This is a genomic window from Anaerococcus porci, from assembly GCF_009696575.1.
GTDB lineage: Bacteria > Bacillota > Clostridia > Tissierellales > Peptoniphilaceae > Anaerococcus > Anaerococcus porci.
In genome coordinates this window covers 23855-46661 of the sequence record NZ_VULQ01000012.1, presented here as the reverse complement: position 1 = coordinate 46661, position 22807 = coordinate 23855, and the positions used below count along the sequence as shown (strand labels likewise).

Here is a 22807-nt window from a genome sequence, read left to right as displayed (position 1 = left end):
ATGAAAAAGAGAGAATTATTAATTTATTTAAATTTTATATACTTGCAAAATAGTTTAATACTTGATTTTTGTGAAAATCTTGATATGGAAAATTTTTTTGACCTTGATAGGAAAATTTTTAATAAGCTGAGTAAGAAAAATTATGACAAAATTTTTAGTCCGAAAAACCTTGAATCTTTCAAATATTATAAGGAAAAAATTATAAAAGGTTCTTATAAAGTTTCCACAATTTATGATAAAGATTATCCGGAAAATTTAAAAAATATATATGATAAACCAGCCTTATTATTCTATAAGGGTGAAATAGAAGAAGATGATAAATATGCTATAGCCTTTATTGGAGCTAGAAAGTGCACCGACTATGGTAAATGGGCAACTAAGAAGATTGTGGAAGGTTTTAAAGATACTAATATAAGAACAGTTTCAGGTCTTGCTTATGGAATCGATGCTATAAGTCATAAGGTAAGCCTTGATAATGGTATAAAAACAATTGGTGTTTTAGGTTGTGGAATAGATAAAATTATCCTAAAAGAAATAAATTTCTTTATGATAAAATGGAAAATGAAGGACTTATTATATCAGAATTTCCCTTAGGAACAGAACCAATATCTTATAATTTTCCTAGAAGGAATAGAATTATTTCAGGCATAAGTAGAGGAGTTTGTGTGATAGAGGCAAAAGAAAAATCAGGAACTATGATTACAACAAACTTTGCCCTAGAACAAGGAAGAGATGTATTTTGTCTTCCTGGAAATATAAATTCTATATATTCAAAAGGCTGTAATAAGCTAATTCAAGAAGGCTCAAAACTTGTTATGGATGCAAGTGATATAATAGATGAGATTGAAGATTTTAAAAATTTAAAGACAAAAAAAACTATTTTAAACCTAGATTTACTTGATAAAGATAGTGTAGATGTAGTAAAGTATATAATCGATAATCCATCTTCAAGTGCGGATGATATTTCAATTAATTTATCACTTCCAATTGAAGATGTAAGTTATATACTCATTTCTTTAGAGTTAAAAGATTATATAGAAAATATAGGAAATAATGAATACGTAAGTAAGGGTGATTAAATGGCTAAAAATTTAGTAATTGTAGAGTCTCCAACTAAGGCTAAGTCTATAACTAAGATGCTGGGCTCAAACTATAAGGTTAAGGCAACCTATGGGCATCTTAGAGATTTGCCAAAATCTAAGCTTGGAGTTGATATTGAAGATGATTTTGAACCTAAATATATAAAGGTTAGGGGAAAGGCGAAGACTATAAATGAGCTCAAAAAAGAAGCGGATAATGCTCAAAATGTATATCTTGCAACAGACCCTGATAGGGAAGGTGAGGCTATTAGCTGGCATTTACAATATCTATTGGGTCTTGATAAAAATGAAAAAAATAGGGTTGAGTTTCATGAAATAACTAAAAATAATGTAAAAAATGCTATCAAAAATCCAAGAAAAATTGATCAAAATCTTGTTGATAGTCAACAAGCTAGAAGGGTGATGGATAGGATTGTAGGTTATGAAATATCTCCTATTCTTTGGAAAAGAGTTAAATCTGGACTTTCAGCAGGTCGTGTTCAATCAGTAGCACTAAAACTTATAGTAGATAGGCAAAAGGAAATTGATGCTTTTAAGCCAGAAGAATATTGGACAATAAGCGCTAAGCACAAAGAAGAAAAGATAGAATTTGAATCAGAATTTTATGGAACAAAATCTAAAAAGATAAAAATATCCAATGAAAATGGAGCTGATAAAATTCTTAATAAAATAGATAAGGATAAGTTTGAAGTAGTTGATATATCTAAAACAAAGAAAAAAAGAAAGGCTCAAAAACCATACACTACTTCAACTTTGCAACAAGATGCTTCAAATAAACTGGGTTTTTCCACCAAATACACAATGAGCCTTGCCCAACAACTATTTGAAGGAATTGACCTTGGAGATAAAGGTAGAGTAGGACTTATTACTTATATGAGAACTGATGCTACAAGACTTTCTAGTGAGATTATTGGAGAAAGTTTATCATATATTAAGGAAAAATATGGAAGTAAGTATGCTTCAAATGGAAGAAATTATTCCAAGAAGTCAAAACAGACTCAAGATGCCCATGAGGCGATTAGACCAACATCTATATACAATGACCCTATTTCGGTAAAAGATTACCTTACAGACCAACAATACAAGCTATATAAGATGATTTGGACTAGGGTAGTCCAATCCCAAATGACAGACTATGAATACTTATCTACATCTATATCGCTTGATTCAAATGGAATAGTATTTAAGGCTAGTGGAAAGATTACCTTATTTGATGGTTTTATGAAGGTATCTTCGTCTAAGGAAAATGAAAATTTCTTACCAGATTTAGAAAAAGGTGATGTAATAAAGGCAACAAGTATCACAAAAAATCAACACTTCACAAAGCCACCTGCAAACTATACAGAAGCATCTTTAGTAAAGGTATTAGAAGAATATGGAATAGGTCGCCCTTCTACCTACTCATCAACCATAGCTTCAATTATTTCAAGAAATTATGTTGAGTTTGAAGACAGAAAAATACTACCTACTAAACTAGGCATAAGGGTAAATGACTTTTTACAAGAAAACTTTAATGATGTAATAAATGTAGAATTTACAGCAAAGATGGAAAATGAGCTTGATAGGATAGCTCAAGATGAAGTTTATTGGAAAGATGTACTTAAAGGATTTTATGAAGGGTTCGAAAAAGACTTAAATGCTGTATCAAAAGATACAAATGACTATAAAGTAAAAGATAAAATTCTTGATGAAAAATGTCCTAAATGCGGTTCTCCTTTAGCAATTAAGCATGGTAGAAATGGTAAATTTATAGGTTGTACAAACTTTCCTGATTGTAATTTTACAAAGTCAATTATAAAAACCACAGGTGTAAAATGCCCTAAGTGTAATGATGGAGAGCTTATAGAGAAAGTATCCAAAAAAGGCAAAAGATTTTATGGTTGCTCAAATTTTCCATCTTGTGATTATGCTACATGGGATACGCCAACAGGAGATAGGTGTCCTGAGTGTGGAGACTTGTTAGTTCACAAGAAAAATAGGTCAACTGATGAGATAAAATGTAACTCATGTGATTATGTAAAAGAAAAGATAAGATAATAAAGAGTGATGAGCAGGATAAAATCTTTTATCCTACAACATCACTTTTTTAAATAAATTATTTGATTTCTTCTGAAAAACCTTCAAGCTTAGATGTGCAGTGAGGACATCTTGTAGCTTCAATGTTGATTTCACTTTTGCAGTGAGGACAAATTTTTGTAGTAGCTTCTTCTTTAACTTCTTCTTTTCTTTTAGCCTTAGCTAAAGTTTTTACTATCATAAATAGGAATAATGAAATAATTAAAAATGTTATAATTGCATTAATAACATTACCTACTTGTAGTTTTGCACCAAATATATCAAAAACTAAGTCTTTATAGTCAACACCTGCTGTTAGTCCTGAAATAATAGGCATAAGTATACCCTCTACAATAGCATTTACTATTGCTGTGAAAGCAGACCCCATAACAAGACCTATAGCCATGTCAATTACGTTACCTTTTGAAATAAAATCTTTAAATTCTTTCCACATAAAAACTCCTCATATTAATAATTTTTATTAATATACCCAATTTATTTGATGATTTTATTTTTTTTAAAATATAAAGATGTAGTATAGTATAATTAAACAATAGAAAGGTTTTTTTAAATGAAAAGTATACAAGTTGATGATGAATTTTATAAGAAAATTTCAAATTATGCAGTTTTTATTCCCTTAGTTGAAATAAATGGCAAAGATCATATACTTTTTGAGATAAGATCAAATATAGTAAAGCAACCTGGAGAAGTATCCTTTCCCGGTGGAGGACTTGAGTATGGAGAAAGCTTTGAGATGGCAGCCATAAGAGAGACTATGGAGGAGCTTAACTTAAATGAAAAAGACATAGAACTTATGGGATATTCATCTATGATTTTATCTTCTTCAAATAGACATATAAAGGCATTTTATGGTAAAATTTGTAGAGAATTTGAAAATATAAGCTATAATCAAGAAGTATCTTCACTTTTTACAGTAGATATTAATTATTTTATTAATAATCCACCTAAAAAATATACGGCAAAGCTTGATATGAATTTTCCTAAAGATTTTCCTTTTGACAAGATACCAAATGGAAAAGATTATAATTTTCATAATTATTTTCATACTATGTACTTTTATGACACCAAGCCAGTTATATGGGGATTAACTGCCAAATTACTTAAAGATTTTATTAAAATCTATCAAAAGCGATAATTATTATATGAGATTAGCTTTTTGTGGTAAAATTATGATATGTAAGAAAGACTTTGTAAAAGAAAGATAGGGATATGAAAAATTATATTATAGAAAAATTAGAAGATTATTCTAAGTCTAATGATAAAGTCAAAGCTTTATTTTATATAAAAGAAGACAATAATGATGAGCATTTTTCAGAAGTTTATCTTCTTATGAAAGAGATTATTATTTCTAAGATGAAAGAAGACTTAGAAATAATATTTGATGATTTTGTTTTAATTAATAAGAAAAAAGGTTATTTCAGGATAGAGAAAAGAGATCAGCAATTTACAAAATTCGAAATATTTACCTTGGATTCCACAAAAATTACTGTAAATATCATTCATAATGACTTAAAAGTTGATTTTATAAAAAGTCTTAAGGGTGATTTAAATTTTATATACGATGAAGATGGAATAGAAAGTGAGTTAGAAAGAGAAGAAAATTTATATAAGATGCCTAAGGCATATGAATTTGAAGAGTGTAGTAAGAATTTCTTCTCTATGTCTTTAGATACTTCTTTCTCACTTTTATCAAGGGATAAGATAAGTGCAAGTTTTAAAATGCAAGCTTTAAGAGATGAGCTATATAAACTATTAAATTGGTACATAATAGATAAGTACAATGGAGGAATGGATATAGGTCTTTATGGTAATAATCTTATCCATACTCTTGAAGCAGATATCAGAGATGATCTCGTAGAAATTTTTTCGAATTCTGATATTATAGATACTTATACAGCAATATTTAAATCTTGTCAGATATTTAGGAAAATTGGAATGGAATTTGCTAAGAAAAATAATTTTACCTATCCAAAAAGAGATGATGTGTATAGCCTTAAGCTACTTAGAAAAAATTACAAAAAGATGGAGAGTCTTTTAGCGTAGGAGTATAGATGAAAAGAGGGAAGAAAACACTTATATTTTTCTTAAGTTTAATCTTTATAATCTCTCCACTTGTTTCTTTTGCTGATGATAGTGAAAGACAAGCTGGAGATAATATTGTAGGGGTAGATGAAAATGTAAGAGCCTATATAATAGGAAATGAAGAAAATGGAGATATATTCTATCAAAAAGATGCAGAGACTAAATATCCTATAGCATCTATGTCAAAGCTTATGACTTTTCTTTTGGTAAGAGATCAAATTGATCAAGGCAAGCTAAGTCTTGACACAAAAATAAAGGGAACAAAAGAGGCTGAAGAACTTACAGGGCCAGGATATTCAAAGCTTGGAATAAAAGAAGGGGAAGAATATACTGTAAAAGAACTCATTACAGGTTTAATTGTAGTAAGTGGTAATGACTGTGCAAATCTTTTGGCAACAAGTATTTCTGGAAGTGAAGATAAATTCGCGCAAAATATGAATGAAAAAGCAAAAGAATTAGGTCTTACTAGTCAAGAATTTTATAATGCTTCTGGCCTTAATACAGAAGATAATAAGCAAAATTCCTCATCTGCCAAAGATTTATTTGAGCTTGTAAGAATTATTCTTGATAAGTATCCAGATATATTAGAATATTCTAAAATTAGAGAGATAAATGACTCAAAAAGAGGAATCAACGAGAAATCTACTATTCCGCTTATAGGAGAGATTGATGGTGTAGATGGACTAAAGACTGGAACAACTGAAGAGGCAAAGAGTTGTCTAACTACAACTATAGATATGTCAAAGCTTAATAATAAAAATAATTATAGGGCAATAGGCATAGTTATGGGTGCTAGTGATAAAGAGGTCAGGGATATGGCTATGACTGATTTAATATATTATGTATCAAGAGTTTTTAACTTCAAAAAAATAGCTGATACAAATCATCCTTTAAAGTCCGTAAGGGTAAACTCAGTAAAAGAAGGTTATGTAGAGCTTTATCCAAGTGAAGATTTAAGTTTTATTGTAAAAGATAATACTATGCCTAGTGTAAAATATGACATAAATAAAAATATTAAGGCTCCTATAAAAAAAGGAGAAGTCTTTGGTAAGGCCAATATTTCATATAATGATAAGAATTATGAAATTGACCTAGTTAGCAATAAAGAACAAGAAAGAGCAAGTGACTTTACGAGATTTAAAAGAACTATATCTGATGCTTGTGATTTTTTAGTCAAATGTATAATAGCTAGATAGAAAAAGTTTTACTTTTTCTATCTTTATGTTATACTTATAAAGTAAGTCTTGGTAGCTCAGCTGGATAGAGCACCGCCCTCCTAAGGCGGGTGTCGGAGGTTCGAATCCTCTCCAGGACGCCAAAATTATAAGGGAAAGATTGATTTACAGTCTTTCCTTTTTCTTATCTTAAATAAAATATATAATAATAAACTAAAAAATTTAAGGAGAAATTATGGACGATAGATTTTACATGAAAGAAGCCATAAATGAAGCTAAACTTGCAAAACTTGAAGATGAAGTTCCTATAGGATGTGTTATTGAAAGAGGTGGAAAAATTATAGGAAGGGGTCATAACTATACCTTTAAGGGAAAATCCGCCTTAAAACATGCTGAAATTATTGCCATAGACAAGGCTACAAAAGTTGTAGGAGATTTTAGGCTATCAGATTGTACAATGTATGTAACAATGGAACCTTGTTCTATGTGTGCAGGTGCTATAATAAATTCGAGGATAAAAAGACTAGTAATTGCTCTTGCTGATGTAAAAAGAGGAGCTTGTGGGTCAAATACCAACATAACTGGAGATAGGACTCAGTTACACTACCTTGATGCAGAATTTGGTTTAATGAAAGATGAAAGTCATAAATTGTTGAAAGATTTTTTTGAAAATTTAAGAAAAAGAAAAAAGCCGAACTAAGTCGACTTATGTATCTGCAATTATTTGCCAATGAACATTATATTTATCAATAAGAGTTGTGAATAATTTCTTATTAATTTTTTGGGGTTCCATTAAAATTATAGATTCTTCTTTTAATTTTTGAAAGGCCTTATATAAATTTTCGCTATTTGTTTCTATAACAACCCTTCCATTGTTACCATTTACCCAATGTTTATCATCTGTAGTATCAAATAAATAAACATTATTACCATATATCTCAAGCTTTGAATTATAAATCCTATTTCTTACATCTTTAGGGAAGTTATAGCACTCGAAGTCTGAGTATCTTATTATTTTTTTCGGGAAATCTATACCAAATATATCACAATAATATTCTATTGCTTCCAAGCATTTTCCCTCTTTAAATGAAATTCCTACTGCCATTATTAAATCCTTTCTTTAATTAAATTTATCATATTGGTATAATATAATCAAGATTATTAAGTAAATATAAAAGGAGTAATTATGAAAATATCTTTAATAGATCCGTTAGTTGTAGATGATAAAAAAATTAAGGCTCACAAAAAAAAGCTAGAAGAATTAGGACACGAATTTGAATATTTCAAAGAAAGTGCTAAAGGTGATGATGAGATTATAAAAAGACTTGAAAATAGTGAAGTTGCTATGATTACTAATAATAAATTTTCCAGAAATGTAATAGAAAACACCAATCTTAAATTGATAGATGTTGCCTTTACAGGTGTTGATCATGTTGATCTTAAGGCTTGTGATGAAAATAATATTATAGTTGAAAATGCAAGTGGGTATTCCGATGATTCAGTAGCTGAGCTTGTAATTGGACTTATTATTTCAGTTATGAGAAAGTTTGACCTAAATAAGAAAAATATGTATGAAGATGAAAATAATAATCTTTTAGGACAAGTAATTAAAGGGAAAAAGGTTGGAGTAGTTGGTACAGGTAAGATAGGACTTAGGGTAATAGAATTATTAAAGGCATTTGGTGCAGAAATCTTAGCCTATAATAGAAGTGAAAAAGATAAGGCTAAGAAATTAGGAGCTAAGTACGTAAGTCTAGAAGAGTTGTTAAAAGAATCTGATATTGTTACAATTCATCTTCCACAAAATGATGAAACAATTGGATTTATTGGACAAAAAGAATTAGATTTGATGAAGGATAAGTCTATTTTAATAAATTGTGCAAGAGGGCCAATAGTAGATAATAACTATCTTGCTAAGTTATTGAATGAAGATAAGCTTAGGGCAGGAATTGATGTATTTGATATGGAACCTCCAATAGATAAGAATTACCCATTAAGAAATGCTAAGAACGCAGTTTTGACTAATCATATAGCATTTTTTACCCAAGAGGCTATGAATATAAGATGTGATATAGTATTTGACAACTTATATAAGTTCTTGAATGGGGAAATATCAAATAGAGTAAATTAAGATGGAAAGTAAGATTATTGCTATAGCAGGGGGATCTGCAAGTGGAAAAAGCACTATTGTAGATTATATTAAAAATTACTTTGCTGATGATTTATTTGTTATGGGTCATGATAATTATTATAAAGCCCATAATGATATTCCTTTTGAAAAAAGGGAAAAATTAAACTATGATGAGCCTAATGCCTTTGACAATGAAATGTTTATTAGGGATTTAAAAAGACTCAAAAGTGGTAAGGAAATTGATATGCCTATCTATGATTATAATATCCATACTAGAAGCGATAAAACTGTCCATGTATCACCTAAAAAGATTATCCTTATTGAAGGAATTTTAGTTTTATATGATAAAATGATAAGGGATATTACTGATACTATGGTATTTGTAGATGCTGATAGCGATGTTAGGCTTCAAAGAAGAATATTAAGAGATACAAAGGAAAGATCAAGGTCGCTTGATTCAGTACTAACTCAATATATTAAGCAAGTTAAGCCTATGCATGAAAAATATGTAGAGCCTACAAAAAAATATGCAGATATCATAATTCCTAGAGGAGCAAAAAATACTAGGGGTATTGAAATACTGATAAAACATATAGAAGATTTATTAAAGGAATAATATGGATGTTAAAATTTTGGATGTTGATTATGAAAATCTAAAATCCTATATAAGTGGAGATAACTTTACGGCTTTTGATATTTTTGGAGCAACAAAGTATGAAGATGGTTATATATTTAGATTATATGCACCTAATGCAAATAGGGCCTTTATAAGAGGTGATTTTTCAAATTGGGAAGATATTGAAATGTACAAAGATGAAGAATTTGGATATTTCTTTAAATATATAAAGGCAAAAGAGGGAGATTTTTATAAGTATCTTTTGGAAAATAATGGATTTAGATTTGAAAAATTTGACCCTTATGCAAACTACCTTGACCAAGCTCCTCAATTTGCATCAAAAATTGTAGATACGTCATTTGAATTTACAGATGATAAATGGCTTAAAAAGAGAAATAAAAATTTTGATAAACCCTTAAATATATATGAAATTCATATAGGTTCTTGGCTAAAATATGGAAAAAATTTAAATATACTTGATATAGCAGATAAATTGATTTTTTATATAAAGAAAATGGGGTATAGCCATATTGAGCTTATGCCTCTTACAGAACATCCTTATTATCCTTCTTGGGGCTATCAAGTTTCAGGCTTTTTCGCATTTACTTCAAGGTATGGCTCTATCAATGATTTACAAAAATTTATAAATCTTTGCCATAAAAATGATATAGGAGTAATATTAGATTTTGTCGTAGTTCATTTTGCTGAAGATTTTTATGCTTTGAAATACTTTGATGGAGATAGCCTTTACGAACCTGATTATAAAGATTTACAATACTCACAGTGGGGATCTTTAAACTTTGATTTTTCAAAGGGCCATGTTAGAAGTTTTATGAAATCAGCTATAAATTTTTGGATAGAAAAGTGTCACTTAGATGGAATAAGGATAGATGCAGTATCTAATATGATTTATAATGATGGAAATAAAAATAGGGGTTTAAATAAAGCTAATATTAGATTTTTAAAAGAACTTAATTCCTATTTAGATAAAAGGTATCCAAGTTTAATGAAAATTGCAGAAGATTCATCTTCTTATGAATTTGTTACAAGTAAGAATGGTAATGATAGCCTTGGATTTGACTATAAGTGGGATTTAGGGTGGATGAATGACACTTGTAAGTACTTTGAAATTGATTCTATTAATAGGATTAAGCATCAAGGAAAGATTAATTTTTCTATGTACTATTTTTATAGGGAGAATTTTATACTTCCACTTAGCCATGATGAGGTAGTTCATTTAAAAAAACCTATGATTTTAAAGATGAATGGATCTTATATTGATAGGTTTAAAGAACTTATGCTTTTATACACATATCAAATAACTCATCCTGGGAAAAAACTTAACTTTATGGGAAATGAGTTAGCAACCTTTGATGAGTGGGACGAAAATGAGTCTTTAAATTGGGATATATTGAAATTTCCAATCCATGATAACTTCAAAAAATATATTAGGTCTTTAAATAACCTATATTTAAAAAATAAGGCCTTTTATGAAAAAGACTTTGTTGAGGATGGTTTTTCGTGGAAGGTTGTTGACGATAATCAAAATTCAGTCTTTGTTTATGAAAGAAGAGCCAATGATTCGAGATTTCTTGTGGTATTGAATATGACAAATACCTATAAGAAATCTTATGAGGTTTCATTTGATGAAGACTTAACTTTTATAGAAAGATTAAATAATTTATCCAAAGATTTTGGATATGATAAAGAAAAAAGAGATGATATAAAAATTAGCAAGGGGGAGAATCTTAAACTTGAGCTTTGGGAATATGAAGCCCTAGTTTTTGAAATAAAATAAGATGGCAAGAAATGATAAAGCTATCAATCTATCATGGTTGGTAGAAAAATGGACAATTTGGGATAATCCATATCTTAAAAATATTTGGTTAAATTTAAAAACGCTTGATCTTGTAAGAATTATGGAAGATGTAGACACAAATGAAGATATAGAAGAATCTTATATTGATATAGAACAGAATATGGAAGAGTTTGTCTGTATGCCTGGAAAAGAGGCTGTAAATGGGAAGCTTGCTCGTGAAGCTTTTATAGATATGCTTGATAGTCACATTAAGGATAGGTTCTTTGAAAACTATAATGAATATGCTCAAGGTGAAGAGTTTTTAGATATTATTTATGAATTGGGTCTTGAGAATAAACTTCAGGCTTTTAGAGAAAAAATAGCTGGCGATATCTTATTGAATTGGGCTAATGAAGAGAATATTAAGGTTGTTAAGGATATGGATACAATTAATATATATAATAGGGATAAATTTTAATTTATGATAAAAAAAAGCGTATTAGCTCTTATACTTTTACTTAATTTAACTGCTTGTTCTAATAAAGAAGTTAAGAAAGTAGAACCTGCATCAAAAGAAAGTTTAGGTATAGAGGATAAGAAAAAATCTAGCAAAGATGATACAAGTGCATCCGAGCTTCAAAAATATGAAACAAGTATATATGATTATTTTGATACTATAACATCTTTTACAGCTTACTGTAAAAATGAAGATGAATATAATAAGTATAAGGAATTAGTAGAAAGTGAAATGGCAAAATACCATAAACTTTTTAATAATTATGATTCATATAAAGATATAAATAATATCACAACCATAAACGAAAAAGCTGGAAAAGAGAAGGTAAAGGTTGATCAATCCATAATAGATCTTATAAAAGAAGGTAAGAAATGGTACAAAGAAACTGATGGTGATATTAATATAGCCTATGGAAGAGTATTACAGATTTGGTCGGATTACAGAGAAGAGGGTCTAAATAACAAGGATAAGGCAAGACTTCCTAAAGATGAAGAATTAGATGAAGCAAGTAAGCATAAAAATATAGATGCTATTGAAATTGATGAAAATGAAAAAACAGTATATATAAGTGATCCTGATGTTCAAATTGATATTGGTGGTATAGGTAAGGGCTATGCAACAGAACTTATAAAAAGAGATTTGATTAAAAATGGACTTAAAAGTGGTCTCTTATCAGTTGGAGGAGATGTGGCAATAATTGGAAATAATCCAAAAAAAGGTGTAGATAATTTTAAGATTGCTATAAAAGATCCTTCTTTATCTGAAAAAAATCCTTATGCTGCAATAGTATCTGTAAAAAATACTTCAGTTGTTACAAGTGGAGATTATGAAAGGTTTTATGAGGTAGATGGCAAAAGATACCATCATATTATAGATCCAAAGACAAACTATCCATCAACAAACTTTAAATCAGTTTCAGTTATCCTAGATGATATTGGCCAAGCAGATGCGTTATCTACAGCTCTTTTTATAAAAGATCTAGATGAAGGTAAGAAACTGTTAGAAAAATTTAAGGCAGAGGCAATGTGGATAGATAAAGATAATAAAGTGTATAAGAGTGCTGGTTGGGATAAATTTGATGTTAGTGATGAAAATTAGGTACGTTTTATCGTATCTTTTTTTTATTTTATATAAAAAAGTCATTTTTTATATGGTATAATGTAATCTGTATTATAGGAGGTAGGTATGGAAAAAAAAGCTTTTAATAATGATAAATATATAGAAATTCAATCAGAAAAAATTGAAGAAAGAATTAAAGAATTTGACAAGTTATATCTAGAATTTGGTGGTAAACTTTTCGATGATGCGCATGCATCTAGAGTTTTGCCAGGTTTTCTACCTGATTCCAAACTTCAAATGTTGAAGAAACTTAAGGATATTACTGAAATAGTAATAGTAATAAATGCAAATGATATCGAATCAAATAAAATTAGATCAGATCTTGATATAGGTTATGATAGTGAGGTTTTAAGATTAAAGTCTGCTTTTGAAAATTTGGGATTTTTTGTAAACTCTGTAGTTATAACACAATTTGATAATCAACCACAAGCTATTAAATATGCTAAGTATCTAGATAGTCTAAATATTAAAAATTATAAGACATATGATATAGAAGGTTATCCAAATAACATTCCTAATATCATAAGCAAGGAAGGATTTGGAAAAAATGATTATATAGAAACTCAAAGAGACCTTGTTGTAGTTACAGGACCAGGTCCAGGAAGTGGAAAACTTGCTACTTGTCTTTCTCAGATGTATCTTGAAAATGAAAGAGGAATAAATGCAGGATATGCTAAGTTTGAAACATTTCCAGTATGGAATCTCCCACTAAAACACCCTGTAAATATTGCTTATGAGTCTGCTACAGCTGATCTTAATGATGTGAATATGATAGATCCTTACCACCTAGAGGCTTATGGAAAAACTACAGTAAATTATAATAGAGATGTAGAAGCCTTTCCAATATTAAAGCAAATGTTTGAAAGAATATCAGGATCTTGCCCTTATAAGTCACCTACAGATATGGGGGTAAACATGGTTGGTTTTTGTATAGAAGATGAAGATAAAACTATAAAGGCCAGCAAGGATGAGATTATACGAAGATATTATAATGCTTTAGTTGACTATAAACTTGCAAAAATAGACTTTAAACCAGTAGAAAAAATAGAATTTTTAATGAGTGGACTTAATCTTGAAGCAAGTGATAGAAAAGTAGCTGTAAGAGCACGTGAAAAGCAAAAACAAAGTCATGTAGAAAGTTTCGCTATTCAACTTAGTGATGGAGAGATAGTTACTGGCAAAAAATCAACTCTTATGTCTGCACCTGCAGCCTGTATTTTAAATGCTTTAAAAAAAGTTGCTGGTATAAATGATGACATACCACTTATATCACCGCATATACTTGAACCAGTGTTAAAGCTTAAAGAAGATATTTTAAAAGAAAAGGATGAGTCATTGTCAGTAAATGATGTTTTAATAGCTTTATCCATATCTGCTACAACTAATCCTGTGACTCACCTTGCTATGGAAAAATTAGCTTACCTTAAAAATTTAGATGTACATTCAACAAATATTTTAGATGAAAGTGATAAGAAAACTCTTCTTAAAATGCACTTTAACCTAACTCAAGAACCGGTTTTGTCACAAGATTATATAAATTTATAAAAAGCACCCTATGGGTGTTTTAATTTTAAGTTGCTTGACAAAAATTAAACAATAGTATATCATATAAAATATAGTTAGAAATCGTTATATAAATTTAAAGGAGATTTACAATGAATAATATTAAGCTAAATGTTGAAAATGAAATTGCTTATGTTACTATCGACAGACCAAAAGCTCTTAATGCTCTTAATACTGAAACTTTAAAAGAATTAAATGAAACTTTTAATGACATTAGAAGTAGAAAAGATGTTAAAGTTTTGATTCTTACAGGTGGTGGAGAAAAATCTTTTGTAGCTGGTGCTGATATCTCTGAAATGGTTAACTCTAATTCTCAACAAGCAAGAGATATGAGTTTACTCGCTTATGAAACATTTAATATGCTTGAAGAAATGCCACAAGTTACTATAGCTGCTGTAAATGGATTTGCCTTAGGTGGTGGATGTGAAATTTCTATGGCTTGTGATATAAGAATAGCAAGCAAGAATGCAAGATTCGGTCAACCTGAAGTAGGTCTTGGAATAATACCAGGATTTGGTGGAACACAGAGGCTTCCTAGATTAGTGGGAAAGGGAATTGCTAAAGAATTAATATTTACAACAGACTCAATCAAAGCTGATGAAGCTTATAGAATTGGTCTTGTAAATCATGTAGTTGAAAAAGAAGAGTTAATTGATTATTGTACACAAATGGCTGAAAAGATAAAAGCTCAAGCAAGTTATGCAGTAACTTTAGCAAAACAAGCCATAAATCTTGGACTAGAATCAGATCTTCATACAGGTATCCAACTTGAAGCAAATACTTTTGCATCAACATTTGATACTCATGATAAAAAAGAAGGGATGACAGCATTCTTAGAAAAAAGAAAAGCAGATTTAAAAGACTTTTAAAAAAATTAATGAAAAATGACTATTGCAGATTCTGCAGTAGTCATTTTTTTAAATTAAGAATTATTTTAATTTCTTATAAATAAAAATTAATGGGCTCTAAGTCAAAATGACAATTTTTATGAAAAATTCCATATAAATGGGGCAATATATAGTAAATTTAATGATGAAATTATTAAATAAAATGATAATGAATAATTTAAAAAGGTAAAATGTGATTACGATTTAAATATATAGTTATCTATACTTTAAGATGAAATATGGGAATATAATTTTAATGGTAACAATTTAATAATTATTATTAAGTTTACATATGATTTGAAAATCGGTCTGTTGCAATTAGTGATGTGTACTTTCTTTACTTGTTTTTCTAGTAAAGAGAGTACATATCATTAATAAGAAGTTCTTATTTTTTATCATCATATTCTACATAGGCAAAGTAATGATCTCTTTCATTTAAGTCTTCATTTTCATAGGTTTCAATGACTTCACTATTTATTGACTTAACAAGATCGATTATATAAGAACGAAGATTTGCCCTTCCAAGAATTTTCCTTCCCATATTTTCTTTTATATCAGTAACTTTTTTATATGATACAATAAATTTAGCTATATCAACTCCCTTAACTGCTCTTTTTTTCAAGATAAACTTAGCAATAAAGGTTAAAAGCTGATGAAGATTATTTGATTTTCTTTTTATATAAGTTATTATACCTTGGAAAAAAAGTCCCCTACTAGTAAGAAGAGTATCGAAAAATTCATCTTTAGATCCATTTTTTTCAAATGAAATATTTTTAGTTAAAAATTCAAAGATTTCATTTATTTCACTTTCACAATAATCAATAACTGTATCAGTTATAGAAAAATCCGGGTTGTTAAGTTTTGCCATAAATTCTACTACATAAGATGGAGTGCTTTTTTCATTTAAGTTTTTGTATTGATAAATATAGTTCGAAAAATCATAAAGAGTTTGGTCATGATTTTTGCCTATAGGCATAGAAAGTACCTTTTTCATAAGCTTATCATAATAATAAATGATATTGTCTGTGGTCATAATCTTATCTTCGAACTGCTTTACCAATATTTCTATGCACTCTTCTAAATCACTCGTTTTTATATAGGCATGAGATCTATAAGCATCTATTTTTATAAATGATTCATCTTTAAGTTTAATATAAGATACATCACCAAACTTATCAATGTGAAATGGAAATTTATCCATGTATTTATCAAAAATTTCTTCAAGATAAAGTTTATTTGAAAGATGTATTTTTAGCGTTCTACTTAAATTATTTAAGATTAGTTCTTTTATATCCATATTTGAAATCAATGGGTTTTTAGCCATTGAATGGACATAGTTAAATAATACATCCTTTAGACTTAATTGATTTTCTAGGGCATATTTTATGGAATTACTTATTTTCTTATCTTCACCCTTTAAGTCAGTAAATTCAAATGATTTTATAAGCTGAGTTTTCATATCAAGTGAAAAACCCTTAAAATCTTCTATATCATCATAAGCGTTAATTTGTCTTATAGGGAGGGGATAAGTTACAGTAGAGCCTGTTTGGATATTAAATATTTCATTTCCACATTTTGACTTATATTTGGCAGTTCCATTTTCATGGAGGTGACCTGTAAAGACAAATTTAACTTTCATATCAGCCAAAACTTCTATGGGTAGTTTATTATTTATACGCTTATCGGAATCTTCATATTTTTTATTCCAATTTTTAATGATAAAAGGTCCAAGTACCAATCTTTGATTTCTGAAGTTTGGAATTAAGGCATGGTGAGCTAGGACAAAAATCATATCCTTTCTTTTTTTAGCTTTTTCAATCTCATCTACGGCCCATTTCATAAGATTTTTATCAAGAGCTCCAACTACATTATTTTTTCTATCTTTATGATTTTGTTCATAGTCTAGTGAATAAATTGAAGAATCTAAAAATATTAGAGATATAGAATTTTTATTTGACAGCTTATCATCAAGTCTTGCTGCAAAAGAAAGATAACCCTGGCAGTAGTATTTATCCCTATCATCTCTTGCATATTTTTTATTAAGTATATCTAGATATTTCTTAAAATGATAACTATCCTTATAAAAACTTATAATATTGTTTTTATAAGTAAAATCATATATATCGAAAAAATCTTTAGGTTCAATAGTTTTAGTATTTTCAAGTTTTCTATAATTATATGCTTGGTAGTTATTTATATCGTGATTTCCAGGAATTAGAAAGATTCGCCTATCCTTATCTTCATCTTTCCATTTTTTAAGGATAGAGGATACTTCAAGGTGAGATTTTAATTCACCATCTTTTGTCAAATCTCCTGGTATTAGAAGATATTTACTTTCATTTGTGCTTGCAAGTTTTAAGGCCTCTTTTAAAAGTCCTTGCCCCTCTACTAAAAATTTCCTATCATATTTTACAGCCATATTAAATTCTTTATTATCTGCCATTAATTCTCTAGATAAAATATGGGTATCAGAAATAATGGTAAAGCTTATCTTATTTTTATCTTTATTCAAAATTACACTTCCTTGTACACTTTCTTTATATCAATATACCATAAGAGTCTTGATTTATAAATTCTAAGATTATGAGTTGAATTTTATAAACGTTTATTTTTTATAGCGGTTAATTTTGATGACTCAGATTACTTCACTCAACCAGGTCTTTTATACAATGCTATGACTGAAGATCAATATGTGAAATACTGCAAGGGCTATTGGGAATTCAACATATCAAATTAAACATAGGTGGATTGATTTATACTATCAAGCTGATTAAGACTATGGAAAAAGGCTTGCAAAAGCTTTAGAAATTGATATAAATGATGTAGACTTAAATCTTCCAAAAAGAGACAGTGAAGAAAGAAATTTTAAGGCAAACAATGATCATCCAGAATTAAATAAACCATCTAGGAACTTAAGTGAAAAAGATTGGAAAGAGATAAAAACAGATTATGATCCTACAAAGTTTATAGATCCAGAAGATGATCCATATCTATTATAATGATATAATAAATTTTTAAGAAAGCTAGCCTTAAAAAGGTTAGCTTTTTTTGTGAAAAATTGTATAATCTATTTAATAAACGTCCTATAAAAAATTAAGAAAGGATTTTTATGATAGAAAAATCAAATAAGAAAAATGATGCCTTGTTATTTGCTATAATAAGTTCGATTGTTTTATTTTTATCACAATATTTACTGGTTTTTTCTTTAAGTATTCCCATACTTATGACTATAAAATTAGGAATGTATGATAAGAAAGAAACTTTTATATACTTGTTTTTAACAGGTTTATTTTCATCTATTCTGGATTTAAGCCTTACACTTATAGTTTTATCTCCAAGTCTTATCTTTTCATTACTTATTATTTTTTTAATAAGAAGAGATATAGAAGATAAAACTAGCCTTTTTATATTGACGTCACTTACATCAATATTTATATTGACTTTACTTGGGTATATTTATAGTAAAGGTTACATAGACTTTAAAATAATCGTAGGCGAGTTGTCAAAAGCTTTTGAAAGTGAGGGAGTTGAACTTGATGAAATATTTATAGTAAACGCTCTTAGAACAATTCCTGCAATGTGTGTAATATTAAATCTTATTTATAATTTTATTTGTCTAAAACTTATAAGAAATTACCTTAATTACAGGGATGATAAGATTAGGGATTTAATAAGTATAAATAGATTTAGGTTGGAAATTAAGGATATTATTATATTATTTATAATATTTTTATTAATTTCCACCTTTGCATATTTTCTAGGTTTAGACTTTGAAATTATTAAATTAAATGCTTTATCAGTTACAATGAGTCTGTTACAGATAAATGGTCTATTGTTATTAGATTATTTTTCAGCAAAAAAATCAAAGCTTACTAGATTTATAAATTGGGTTTTGATATTCTTTGTATTTGCAATTTTATCAGATGTTTTTGCTGTAATTGGAGCAATTGATGTAGTATTTAATATAAGAGAAAAAGTGAGGCAATATGAAAGATAAACTTAAGTTTTTTACTAAAGAAAATTATATATTTTTACTTATCTTACCTATTTTAGTATCTATAGTATTATTTTTTTATGAAAAAATATTTGCAACTATTGGATTGATACTTTCTATAGTCTTATATTTTTATATAAAAAAACTAGATGAGGATAAGAGAGATTTTTTTCAAGAATATATAGATGAGATGGATTATTCCTTTGATGAAATAACAAAAAATGTTGTATTTCAAATGCCCTTTCCAATTGTTATACTTGAAGATGGTAAAATGATAAAATGGCATAATTCAAATTTTAAAGATATATTTGAAGCCAAACATTTAATAGGCAAAAGTGTAAATAATTTTATAAGCGATTTTAGCGAGGTAGATTTTGATAGAGAATCATCAAAGCCTATTACTGTAAAAATATATGATAAAACTTATGAATTTTATTATTCAACCATAAAAAGGGATAAGTTTGATAAAGATCTTACCTTTGTATATGGAATAGATAATACAAGTGATGAAAATATAAAAAAGATATTTAAAGATAGAAGACTTGTTGTATTGTCCATGTATATAGACAATTATGATGATTTAAGGCAATCTACTAAGGCAAGTGATAGATCCTCTCTTACAGGTGAGATTGATAGGATTATAATGAACTACTTTGAAGAGTATGGGGCTATGGTTAGAAAGTATGAAAATGATAGATATATAGTAATGCTACACTTTGATGATTATAAAAAAATCTATGAGTCAAAGTTTAAGATTCTTGACCTTGTAAGAGAAGTGGATAGGGGAAATACTATTCAACCTACTTTATCAATAGGGGTAGGCCTTGCGGGGAAAAAACCATTAGATGTATATGAAGATTCAAGAATATCAATAGACATTGCCCTATCTCGTGGCGGAGACCAAGTTGTTATTAAAGAGGGAGATAATTATGAATATTTTGGAGGAAAATCAAAAGCAACTGAGAAAACTTCAAAAGTTAGATCAAGGGTGATATCTCAAGCTCTAAAAAGACTTATTGAGTCTTCTTCAAAGGTTTTTGTTATGGGTCATAACAATCCGGATATGGACTCCTTTGGCTCAGCTCTTGGAGTTTATGAAATAGTAAAAAGTACTGGAAAAGATTGTTATTTCTTACTTAATGAAGTTAATAAACCCATAGAAAATATATATAATAGGACAGTTGATAGTTTAGACGGATTTAGGGAGAATGTAATAACAGAAGTTAGGGCACTTGAATTAATGGATCAAGCATCCCTTGTAATTGTTACAGATAATCACAGGAAAAATTCAACTGAAGCTCCATCACTTCTTGATAGGACTGACCAAATTGTAGTAATAGATCATCATAGGAGAGGGAATAATTATATAAGAAATGCAACGATTTCGTATATAGAGCCTTATGCATCAAGTGCAAGTGAGCTTGTAACAGAGATTTTAAATTACTTTGATGAATCCTTTAAGGCAAGAGTTCCGGTTGCAGAGGCCCTTCTTGCAGGTATAACCGTAGATACTAAGAATTTTGTTTATCAAACTGGTGTAAGGACGTTTGAAGCTGCATCAATCTTAAAAAGATGGGGGGCAGATTCAATTATTATAAAAAGAATGTTTAAAGATGACTTTGAAATAGTAAAATATAAGTCTGAGGTTATAGCTGACTCCTCTGTTGTAAATGACTTCATAGCTATAGGACATTTTAATAGAGAAATGGATGGCTCAACCTTAATAGCAAGCCAGGCAGCAGATGATTTGTTAAATATAAAAGGAGTTAAGGCAAGTTTTGTTTTAACAAGATCAAATGATAGAATTCACATATCTGGTAGAAGTCTAGGTGATATATCTGTCCAACTTATTCTTGAAAGAATCGGTGGAGGTGGTCATTTAACAGCAGCCGCAACCCAACTAGATATGGATATAGATGAAGCAGAGCTTATGCTTAGGAAAGCAATTAATGAATACTTAGAAGAGGAGATGACAGAAGATGAAGATAATTTTAACTGAAGATGTTAAGAAAATTGGGAAAAAGGGTGAAGTTGTAAATGTAAAGCAAGGATACTTTAGAAACTATATCCTTCCAAACAATCTTGGAATCGAAGCTAATAAGGAAAATTTAGCTAAGCTTAGAGAACATCAAGCAGAGATTAAAAAGCAAGAAGATGAAAATATAGCTAAGGCTAAGGAAAATAAAGAAAAAATTGAAAATACTGAAATCACTATTAAGGTTAGAGCTGGAGAAGAAGGAAAATTATTCGGTTCTATTACCAGCAAGGATATAATGGAAGCTTTAAATAAAAAGAATATTGAAGTTGACAAAAAGAAAATAGATAAGACTGATAAGATTGATTCTTTGGGAGAATATACAGTAGATATCAAGTTATACCAACAAATAAGTGCAAGTTTAAAAGTTATAGTTGAGGCAGAATAATGGAAGAAAGTCTTAGGCAAATGCCTAGTGACATTCGTTCAGAAATGGCTATAATTGGATGTATATTAACAAAAAATGAAACCATAGACCAGGCTATAGAATTAATAAAGCCATATGAGTTTTATGATTCAAGATGTCAAAGAATTTATAAGACTTTGATTTCTATGTATCAAAAGGACATAAAAATAGATGAAGTAAGTCTTATATCAAAATTAAAATCAGAAAACATTTTGGAAGAAGTAGGGGGAGAGGAGTTCATTGCAGAGATAACACTCTCCTCATTTTATACTCCAAATATTGACCAATATGCTGAAAATGTCAAAGAAAAGGCCTTACTTAGGGCTCTTATTACAACATGTGAAGAGATAGTAGGAGAATCCTATAGTGAGAAAAAAGAAGCTAAAGATGTAATAGAGAAAGCTGAGTCAAGGATATTTGAAATAAGCCAGAATAATCTTGATAAGGGTCTCATTAGAGTCTCCGATACCATGGATGATACCATAAGACAACTTGAGCTTTTAAGTTTAAATGATGGAAAGATAACAGGGGTTACAACAGGTCTTTCAACAGTTGATGATAAACTTTCAGGTCTTCAAAACTCTCAATTAATTCTTCTTGCAGCAAGGCCAGCTATGGGAAAAACCGCCTTAGGACTTACTATGGCTTGGAATGCAGCAAAAGTTGGAAAATCAGTAGCGTTTTTTTCGCTTGAGATGTCTACATATCAGCTTAATCAAAGGCTTATCTCAATGGTTTCTATGATTGAGCTTGAAAATATAATAAATGGTCAACTTGAAGCAGATGAGTGGATTGCCATAGTTGAAGCTATAACAAGTATAAAAGAAAAAGATCTTTATGTTGATGAAACGGCGGGAATTACTTTATCGGAATTAAGGAGTAAGTGTAAAAGACTAAAGGCTGAATCAGGCCTTGATCTTGTAGTCATAGATTATTTACAGCTTATGACAGGGGAAGGAAGATTTGACAATAGACAACAAGAGATTGCAAATATTTCTAGGGGGCTTAAGTCTTTATCAAAAGAAATAAATTGCCCAATTCTTTCTCTTGCACAGTTATCCCGTGAGGCTGATAAAAGAAGTGACCATAAGCCAATCTTATCAGATCTTCGTGAATCAGGGGCAATAGAGCAAGATGCCGATGTTGTAATGCTTTTATATAGGGAAGATTACTATGACGAGGAAGACAATCCGAATGTTGCAAAAGTAATACTTGCCAAACATAGAAATGGTCCAACAGGTATTATGGAACTATTCTTCCATAAGAAATGTACAACCTTTACAGACCTTAGCTTAAAAGAAGAGTAAT

General features: G+C 29.1%; 19 protein-coding genes, 1 tRNA gene and 1 pseudogene. 18 read left to right on the top strand and 3 right to left on the bottom strand.

Features of this window, described 5'->3' with window-relative positions:
* Together dprA and topA are read left to right on the top strand one after the other, a co-directional pair.
* Positions 1-1079 (top strand): annotated as a pseudogene (dprA, locus tag FYJ26_RS11460) (DNA-processing protein DprA).
* Positions 1080-3137 carry a type I DNA topoisomerase gene (gene topA / locus FYJ26_RS08855; RefSeq protein ID WP_154541635.1) on the top strand — a complete coding sequence of 686 codons (2058 nt, stop codon included), beginning with the start codon at positions 1080-1082 and terminating at the stop codon, positions 3135-3137. It abuts the pseudogene before it with no gap.
* A 58-nt stretch (positions 3138-3195) separates the two neighbouring features.
* Here the strand turns inward: topA and mscL are convergent, their stop codons facing one another.
* Entirely contained in the window at positions 3196-3609 is a 414-nt protein-coding gene (gene mscL, locus FYJ26_RS08850) for a large conductance mechanosensitive channel protein MscL (RefSeq protein WP_154541633.1), read from the bottom strand.
* A 117-nt stretch (positions 3610-3726) separates the two neighbouring features.
* On the opposite strand from mscL, the gene FYJ26_RS08845 reads away from it, so the two are divergent.
* From FYJ26_RS08845 to FYJ26_RS08825, 5 genes are all read left to right on the top strand, one after another.
* Positions 3727-4311, top strand: coding sequence for an NUDIX hydrolase (locus tag FYJ26_RS08845; RefSeq protein ID WP_154541631.1), 585 nt, complete (start codon positions 3727-3729; stop codon positions 4309-4311).
* 74 nt (positions 4312-4385) lie between these two features.
* Positions 4386-5219, top strand: coding sequence for an aminoglycoside 6-adenylyltransferase (locus FYJ26_RS08840; protein ID WP_154541629.1), 834 nt, complete (start codon positions 4386-4388; stop codon positions 5217-5219).
* A gap of 8 nt (positions 5220-5227) precedes the next feature.
* Positions 5228-6454 (top strand): D-alanyl-D-alanine carboxypeptidase family protein, encoded by a 1227-nt coding sequence (locus tag FYJ26_RS08835; protein ID WP_154541627.1) that lies wholly within the window; start codon positions 5228-5230, stop codon positions 6452-6454.
* A 45-nt stretch (positions 6455-6499) separates the two neighbouring features.
* A tRNA-Arg gene (locus FYJ26_RS08830) sits at positions 6500-6576 on the top strand.
* A gap of 92 nt (positions 6577-6668) precedes the next feature.
* Positions 6669-7133 carry a nucleoside deaminase gene (locus FYJ26_RS08825; protein WP_154541625.1) on the top strand — a complete coding sequence of 155 codons (465 nt, stop codon included), beginning with the start codon at positions 6669-6671 and terminating at the stop codon, positions 7131-7133.
* A 6-nt stretch (positions 7134-7139) separates the two neighbouring features.
* Here the strand turns inward: FYJ26_RS08825 and FYJ26_RS08820 are convergent, their stop codons facing one another.
* Positions 7140-7538 (bottom strand): VOC family protein, encoded by a 399-nt coding sequence (locus FYJ26_RS08820; protein ID WP_154541623.1) that lies wholly within the window; start codon positions 7536-7538, stop codon positions 7140-7142.
* An 81-nt stretch (positions 7539-7619) separates the two neighbouring features.
* On the opposite strand from FYJ26_RS08820, the gene FYJ26_RS08815 reads away from it, so the two are divergent.
* The 7 genes from FYJ26_RS08815 (at position 7620) to FYJ26_RS08785 (ending at position 15046) form a co-directional block, all read left to right on the top strand.
* Positions 7620-8564: an NAD(P)-dependent oxidoreductase gene (locus tag FYJ26_RS08815; protein WP_154541621.1), complete on the top strand. Its 945-nt coding sequence runs from the start codon at positions 7620-7622 to the stop codon at positions 8562-8564.
* A 1-nt stretch (position 8565) separates the two neighbouring features.
* A complete protein-coding gene (udk, locus tag FYJ26_RS08810) occupies positions 8566-9180 on the top strand; it encodes a uridine kinase (protein ID WP_154541619.1) in 615 nt (204 codons plus the stop codon).
* A 1-nt stretch (position 9181) separates the two neighbouring features.
* Positions 9182-10978, top strand: coding sequence for a 1,4-alpha-glucan branching protein GlgB (glgB, locus tag FYJ26_RS08805; protein WP_154541617.1), 1797 nt, complete (start codon positions 9182-9184; stop codon positions 10976-10978).
* Between the two features lies 1 nt (position 10979).
* On the top strand, positions 10980-11456 hold the full coding sequence (locus tag FYJ26_RS08800) for an acyl carrier protein (protein WP_154541615.1): 477 nt from the start codon (positions 10980-10982) through the stop codon (positions 11454-11456).
* Between the two features lie 3 nt (positions 11457-11459).
* Positions 11460-12593 carry an FAD:protein FMN transferase gene (locus FYJ26_RS08795; RefSeq protein ID WP_154541613.1) on the top strand — a complete coding sequence of 378 codons (1134 nt, stop codon included), beginning with the start codon at positions 11460-11462 and terminating at the stop codon, positions 12591-12593.
* 87 nt (positions 12594-12680) lie between these two features.
* Positions 12681-14159 carry a DUF1846 domain-containing protein gene (locus tag FYJ26_RS08790; RefSeq protein WP_154541611.1) on the top strand — a complete coding sequence of 493 codons (1479 nt, stop codon included), beginning with the start codon at positions 12681-12683 and terminating at the stop codon, positions 14157-14159.
* Between the two features lie 110 nt (positions 14160-14269).
* A complete protein-coding gene (locus tag FYJ26_RS08785; protein ID WP_154541609.1) occupies positions 14270-15046 on the top strand; it encodes an enoyl-CoA hydratase-related protein in 777 nt (258 codons plus the stop codon).
* Between the two features lie 403 nt (positions 15047-15449).
* Here FYJ26_RS08785 and FYJ26_RS08780 read toward each other — a convergent pair whose 3' ends face one another.
* A complete protein-coding gene (locus FYJ26_RS08780; protein ID WP_229771239.1) occupies positions 15450-17576 on the bottom strand; it encodes a metallophosphoesterase family protein in 2127 nt (708 codons plus the stop codon).
* 597 nt (positions 17577-18173) lie between these two features.
* On the opposite strand from FYJ26_RS08780, the gene FYJ26_RS08770 reads away from it, so the two are divergent.
* The 4 genes from FYJ26_RS08770 to dnaB are packed head-to-tail and all read left to right on the top strand — an operon-like array spanning position 18174 to position 22806.
* On the top strand, positions 18174-19061 hold the full coding sequence (locus FYJ26_RS08770; protein WP_154541607.1) for a DUF2232 domain-containing protein: 888 nt from the start codon (positions 18174-18176) through the stop codon (positions 19059-19061).
* Complete coding sequence (locus tag FYJ26_RS08765) at positions 19051-21057, top strand: DHH family phosphoesterase (protein ID WP_154541605.1); 2007 nt, start codon at positions 19051-19053, stop codon at positions 21055-21057. The genes FYJ26_RS08770 and FYJ26_RS08765 overlap by 11 nt, the downstream gene beginning before the upstream one ends.
* On the top strand, positions 21038-21481 hold the full coding sequence (rplI, locus tag FYJ26_RS08760; RefSeq protein ID WP_154541603.1) for a 50S ribosomal protein L9: 444 nt from the start codon (positions 21038-21040) through the stop codon (positions 21479-21481). Before FYJ26_RS08765 ends, rplI begins: the two co-directional genes overlap by 20 nt.
* Positions 21481-22806, top strand: a complete 1326-nt coding sequence (dnaB, locus tag FYJ26_RS08755; protein WP_154541601.1) for a replicative DNA helicase — start codon at positions 21481-21483, stop codon at positions 22804-22806. Before rplI ends, dnaB begins: the two co-directional genes overlap by 1 nt.
* The last annotated feature ends 1 nt before the right edge of the window (position 22807 follow it).

Bases quoted from the DNA above. Each gene is read 5' to 3' on its own strand.
- topA (WP_154541635.1), top strand. From the start codon at position 1,080: ATGGCTAAAAATTTAGTAATTGTAGAGTCTCCAACTAAGGCTAAGTCT.
- FYJ26_RS08785 (WP_154541609.1), top strand. From the start codon at position 14,270: ATGAATAATATTAAGCTAAATGTTGAAAATGAAATTGCTTATGTTACT.
- dnaB (WP_154541601.1), top strand. From the start codon at position 21,481: ATGGAAGAAAGTCTTAGGCAAATGCCTAGTGACATTCGTTCAGAAATG.
- FYJ26_RS08835 (WP_154541627.1), top strand. From the start codon at position 5,228: ATGAAAAGAGGGAAGAAAACACTTATATTTTTCTTAAGTTTAATCTTT.
- FYJ26_RS08820 (WP_154541623.1), bottom strand. From the start codon at position 7,538: ATGGCAGTAGGAATTTCATTTAAAGAGGGAAAATGCTTGGAAGCAATA.
- glgB (WP_154541617.1), top strand. From the start codon at position 9,182: ATGGATGTTAAAATTTTGGATGTTGATTATGAAAATCTAAAATCCTAT.
- FYJ26_RS08840 (WP_154541629.1), top strand. From the start codon at position 4,386: ATGAAAAATTATATTATAGAAAAATTAGAAGATTATTCTAAGTCTAAT.
- FYJ26_RS08795 (WP_154541613.1), top strand. From the start codon at position 11,460: ATGATAAAAAAAAGCGTATTAGCTCTTATACTTTTACTTAATTTAACT.
- FYJ26_RS08845 (WP_154541631.1), top strand. From the start codon at position 3,727: ATGAAAAGTATACAAGTTGATGATGAATTTTATAAGAAAATTTCAAAT.
- FYJ26_RS08765 (WP_154541605.1), top strand. From the start codon at position 19,051: ATGAAAGATAAACTTAAGTTTTTTACTAAAGAAAATTATATATTTTTA.
- FYJ26_RS08800 (WP_154541615.1), top strand. From the start codon at position 10,980: ATGGCAAGAAATGATAAAGCTATCAATCTATCATGGTTGGTAGAAAAA.
- FYJ26_RS08825 (WP_154541625.1), top strand. From the start codon at position 6,669: ATGGACGATAGATTTTACATGAAAGAAGCCATAAATGAAGCTAAACTT.
- rplI (WP_154541603.1), top strand. From the start codon at position 21,038: ATGAAGATAATTTTAACTGAAGATGTTAAGAAAATTGGGAAAAAGGGT.
- FYJ26_RS08790 (WP_154541611.1), top strand. From the start codon at position 12,681: ATGGAAAAAAAAGCTTTTAATAATGATAAATATATAGAAATTCAATCA.
- udk (WP_154541619.1), top strand. From the start codon at position 8,566: ATGGAAAGTAAGATTATTGCTATAGCAGGGGGATCTGCAAGTGGAAAA.
- mscL (WP_154541633.1), bottom strand. From the start codon at position 3,609: ATGTGGAAAGAATTTAAAGATTTTATTTCAAAAGGTAACGTAATTGAC.
- FYJ26_RS08770 (WP_154541607.1), top strand. From the start codon at position 18,174: ATGATAGAAAAATCAAATAAGAAAAATGATGCCTTGTTATTTGCTATA.
- FYJ26_RS08815 (WP_154541621.1), top strand. From the start codon at position 7,620: ATGAAAATATCTTTAATAGATCCGTTAGTTGTAGATGATAAAAAAATT.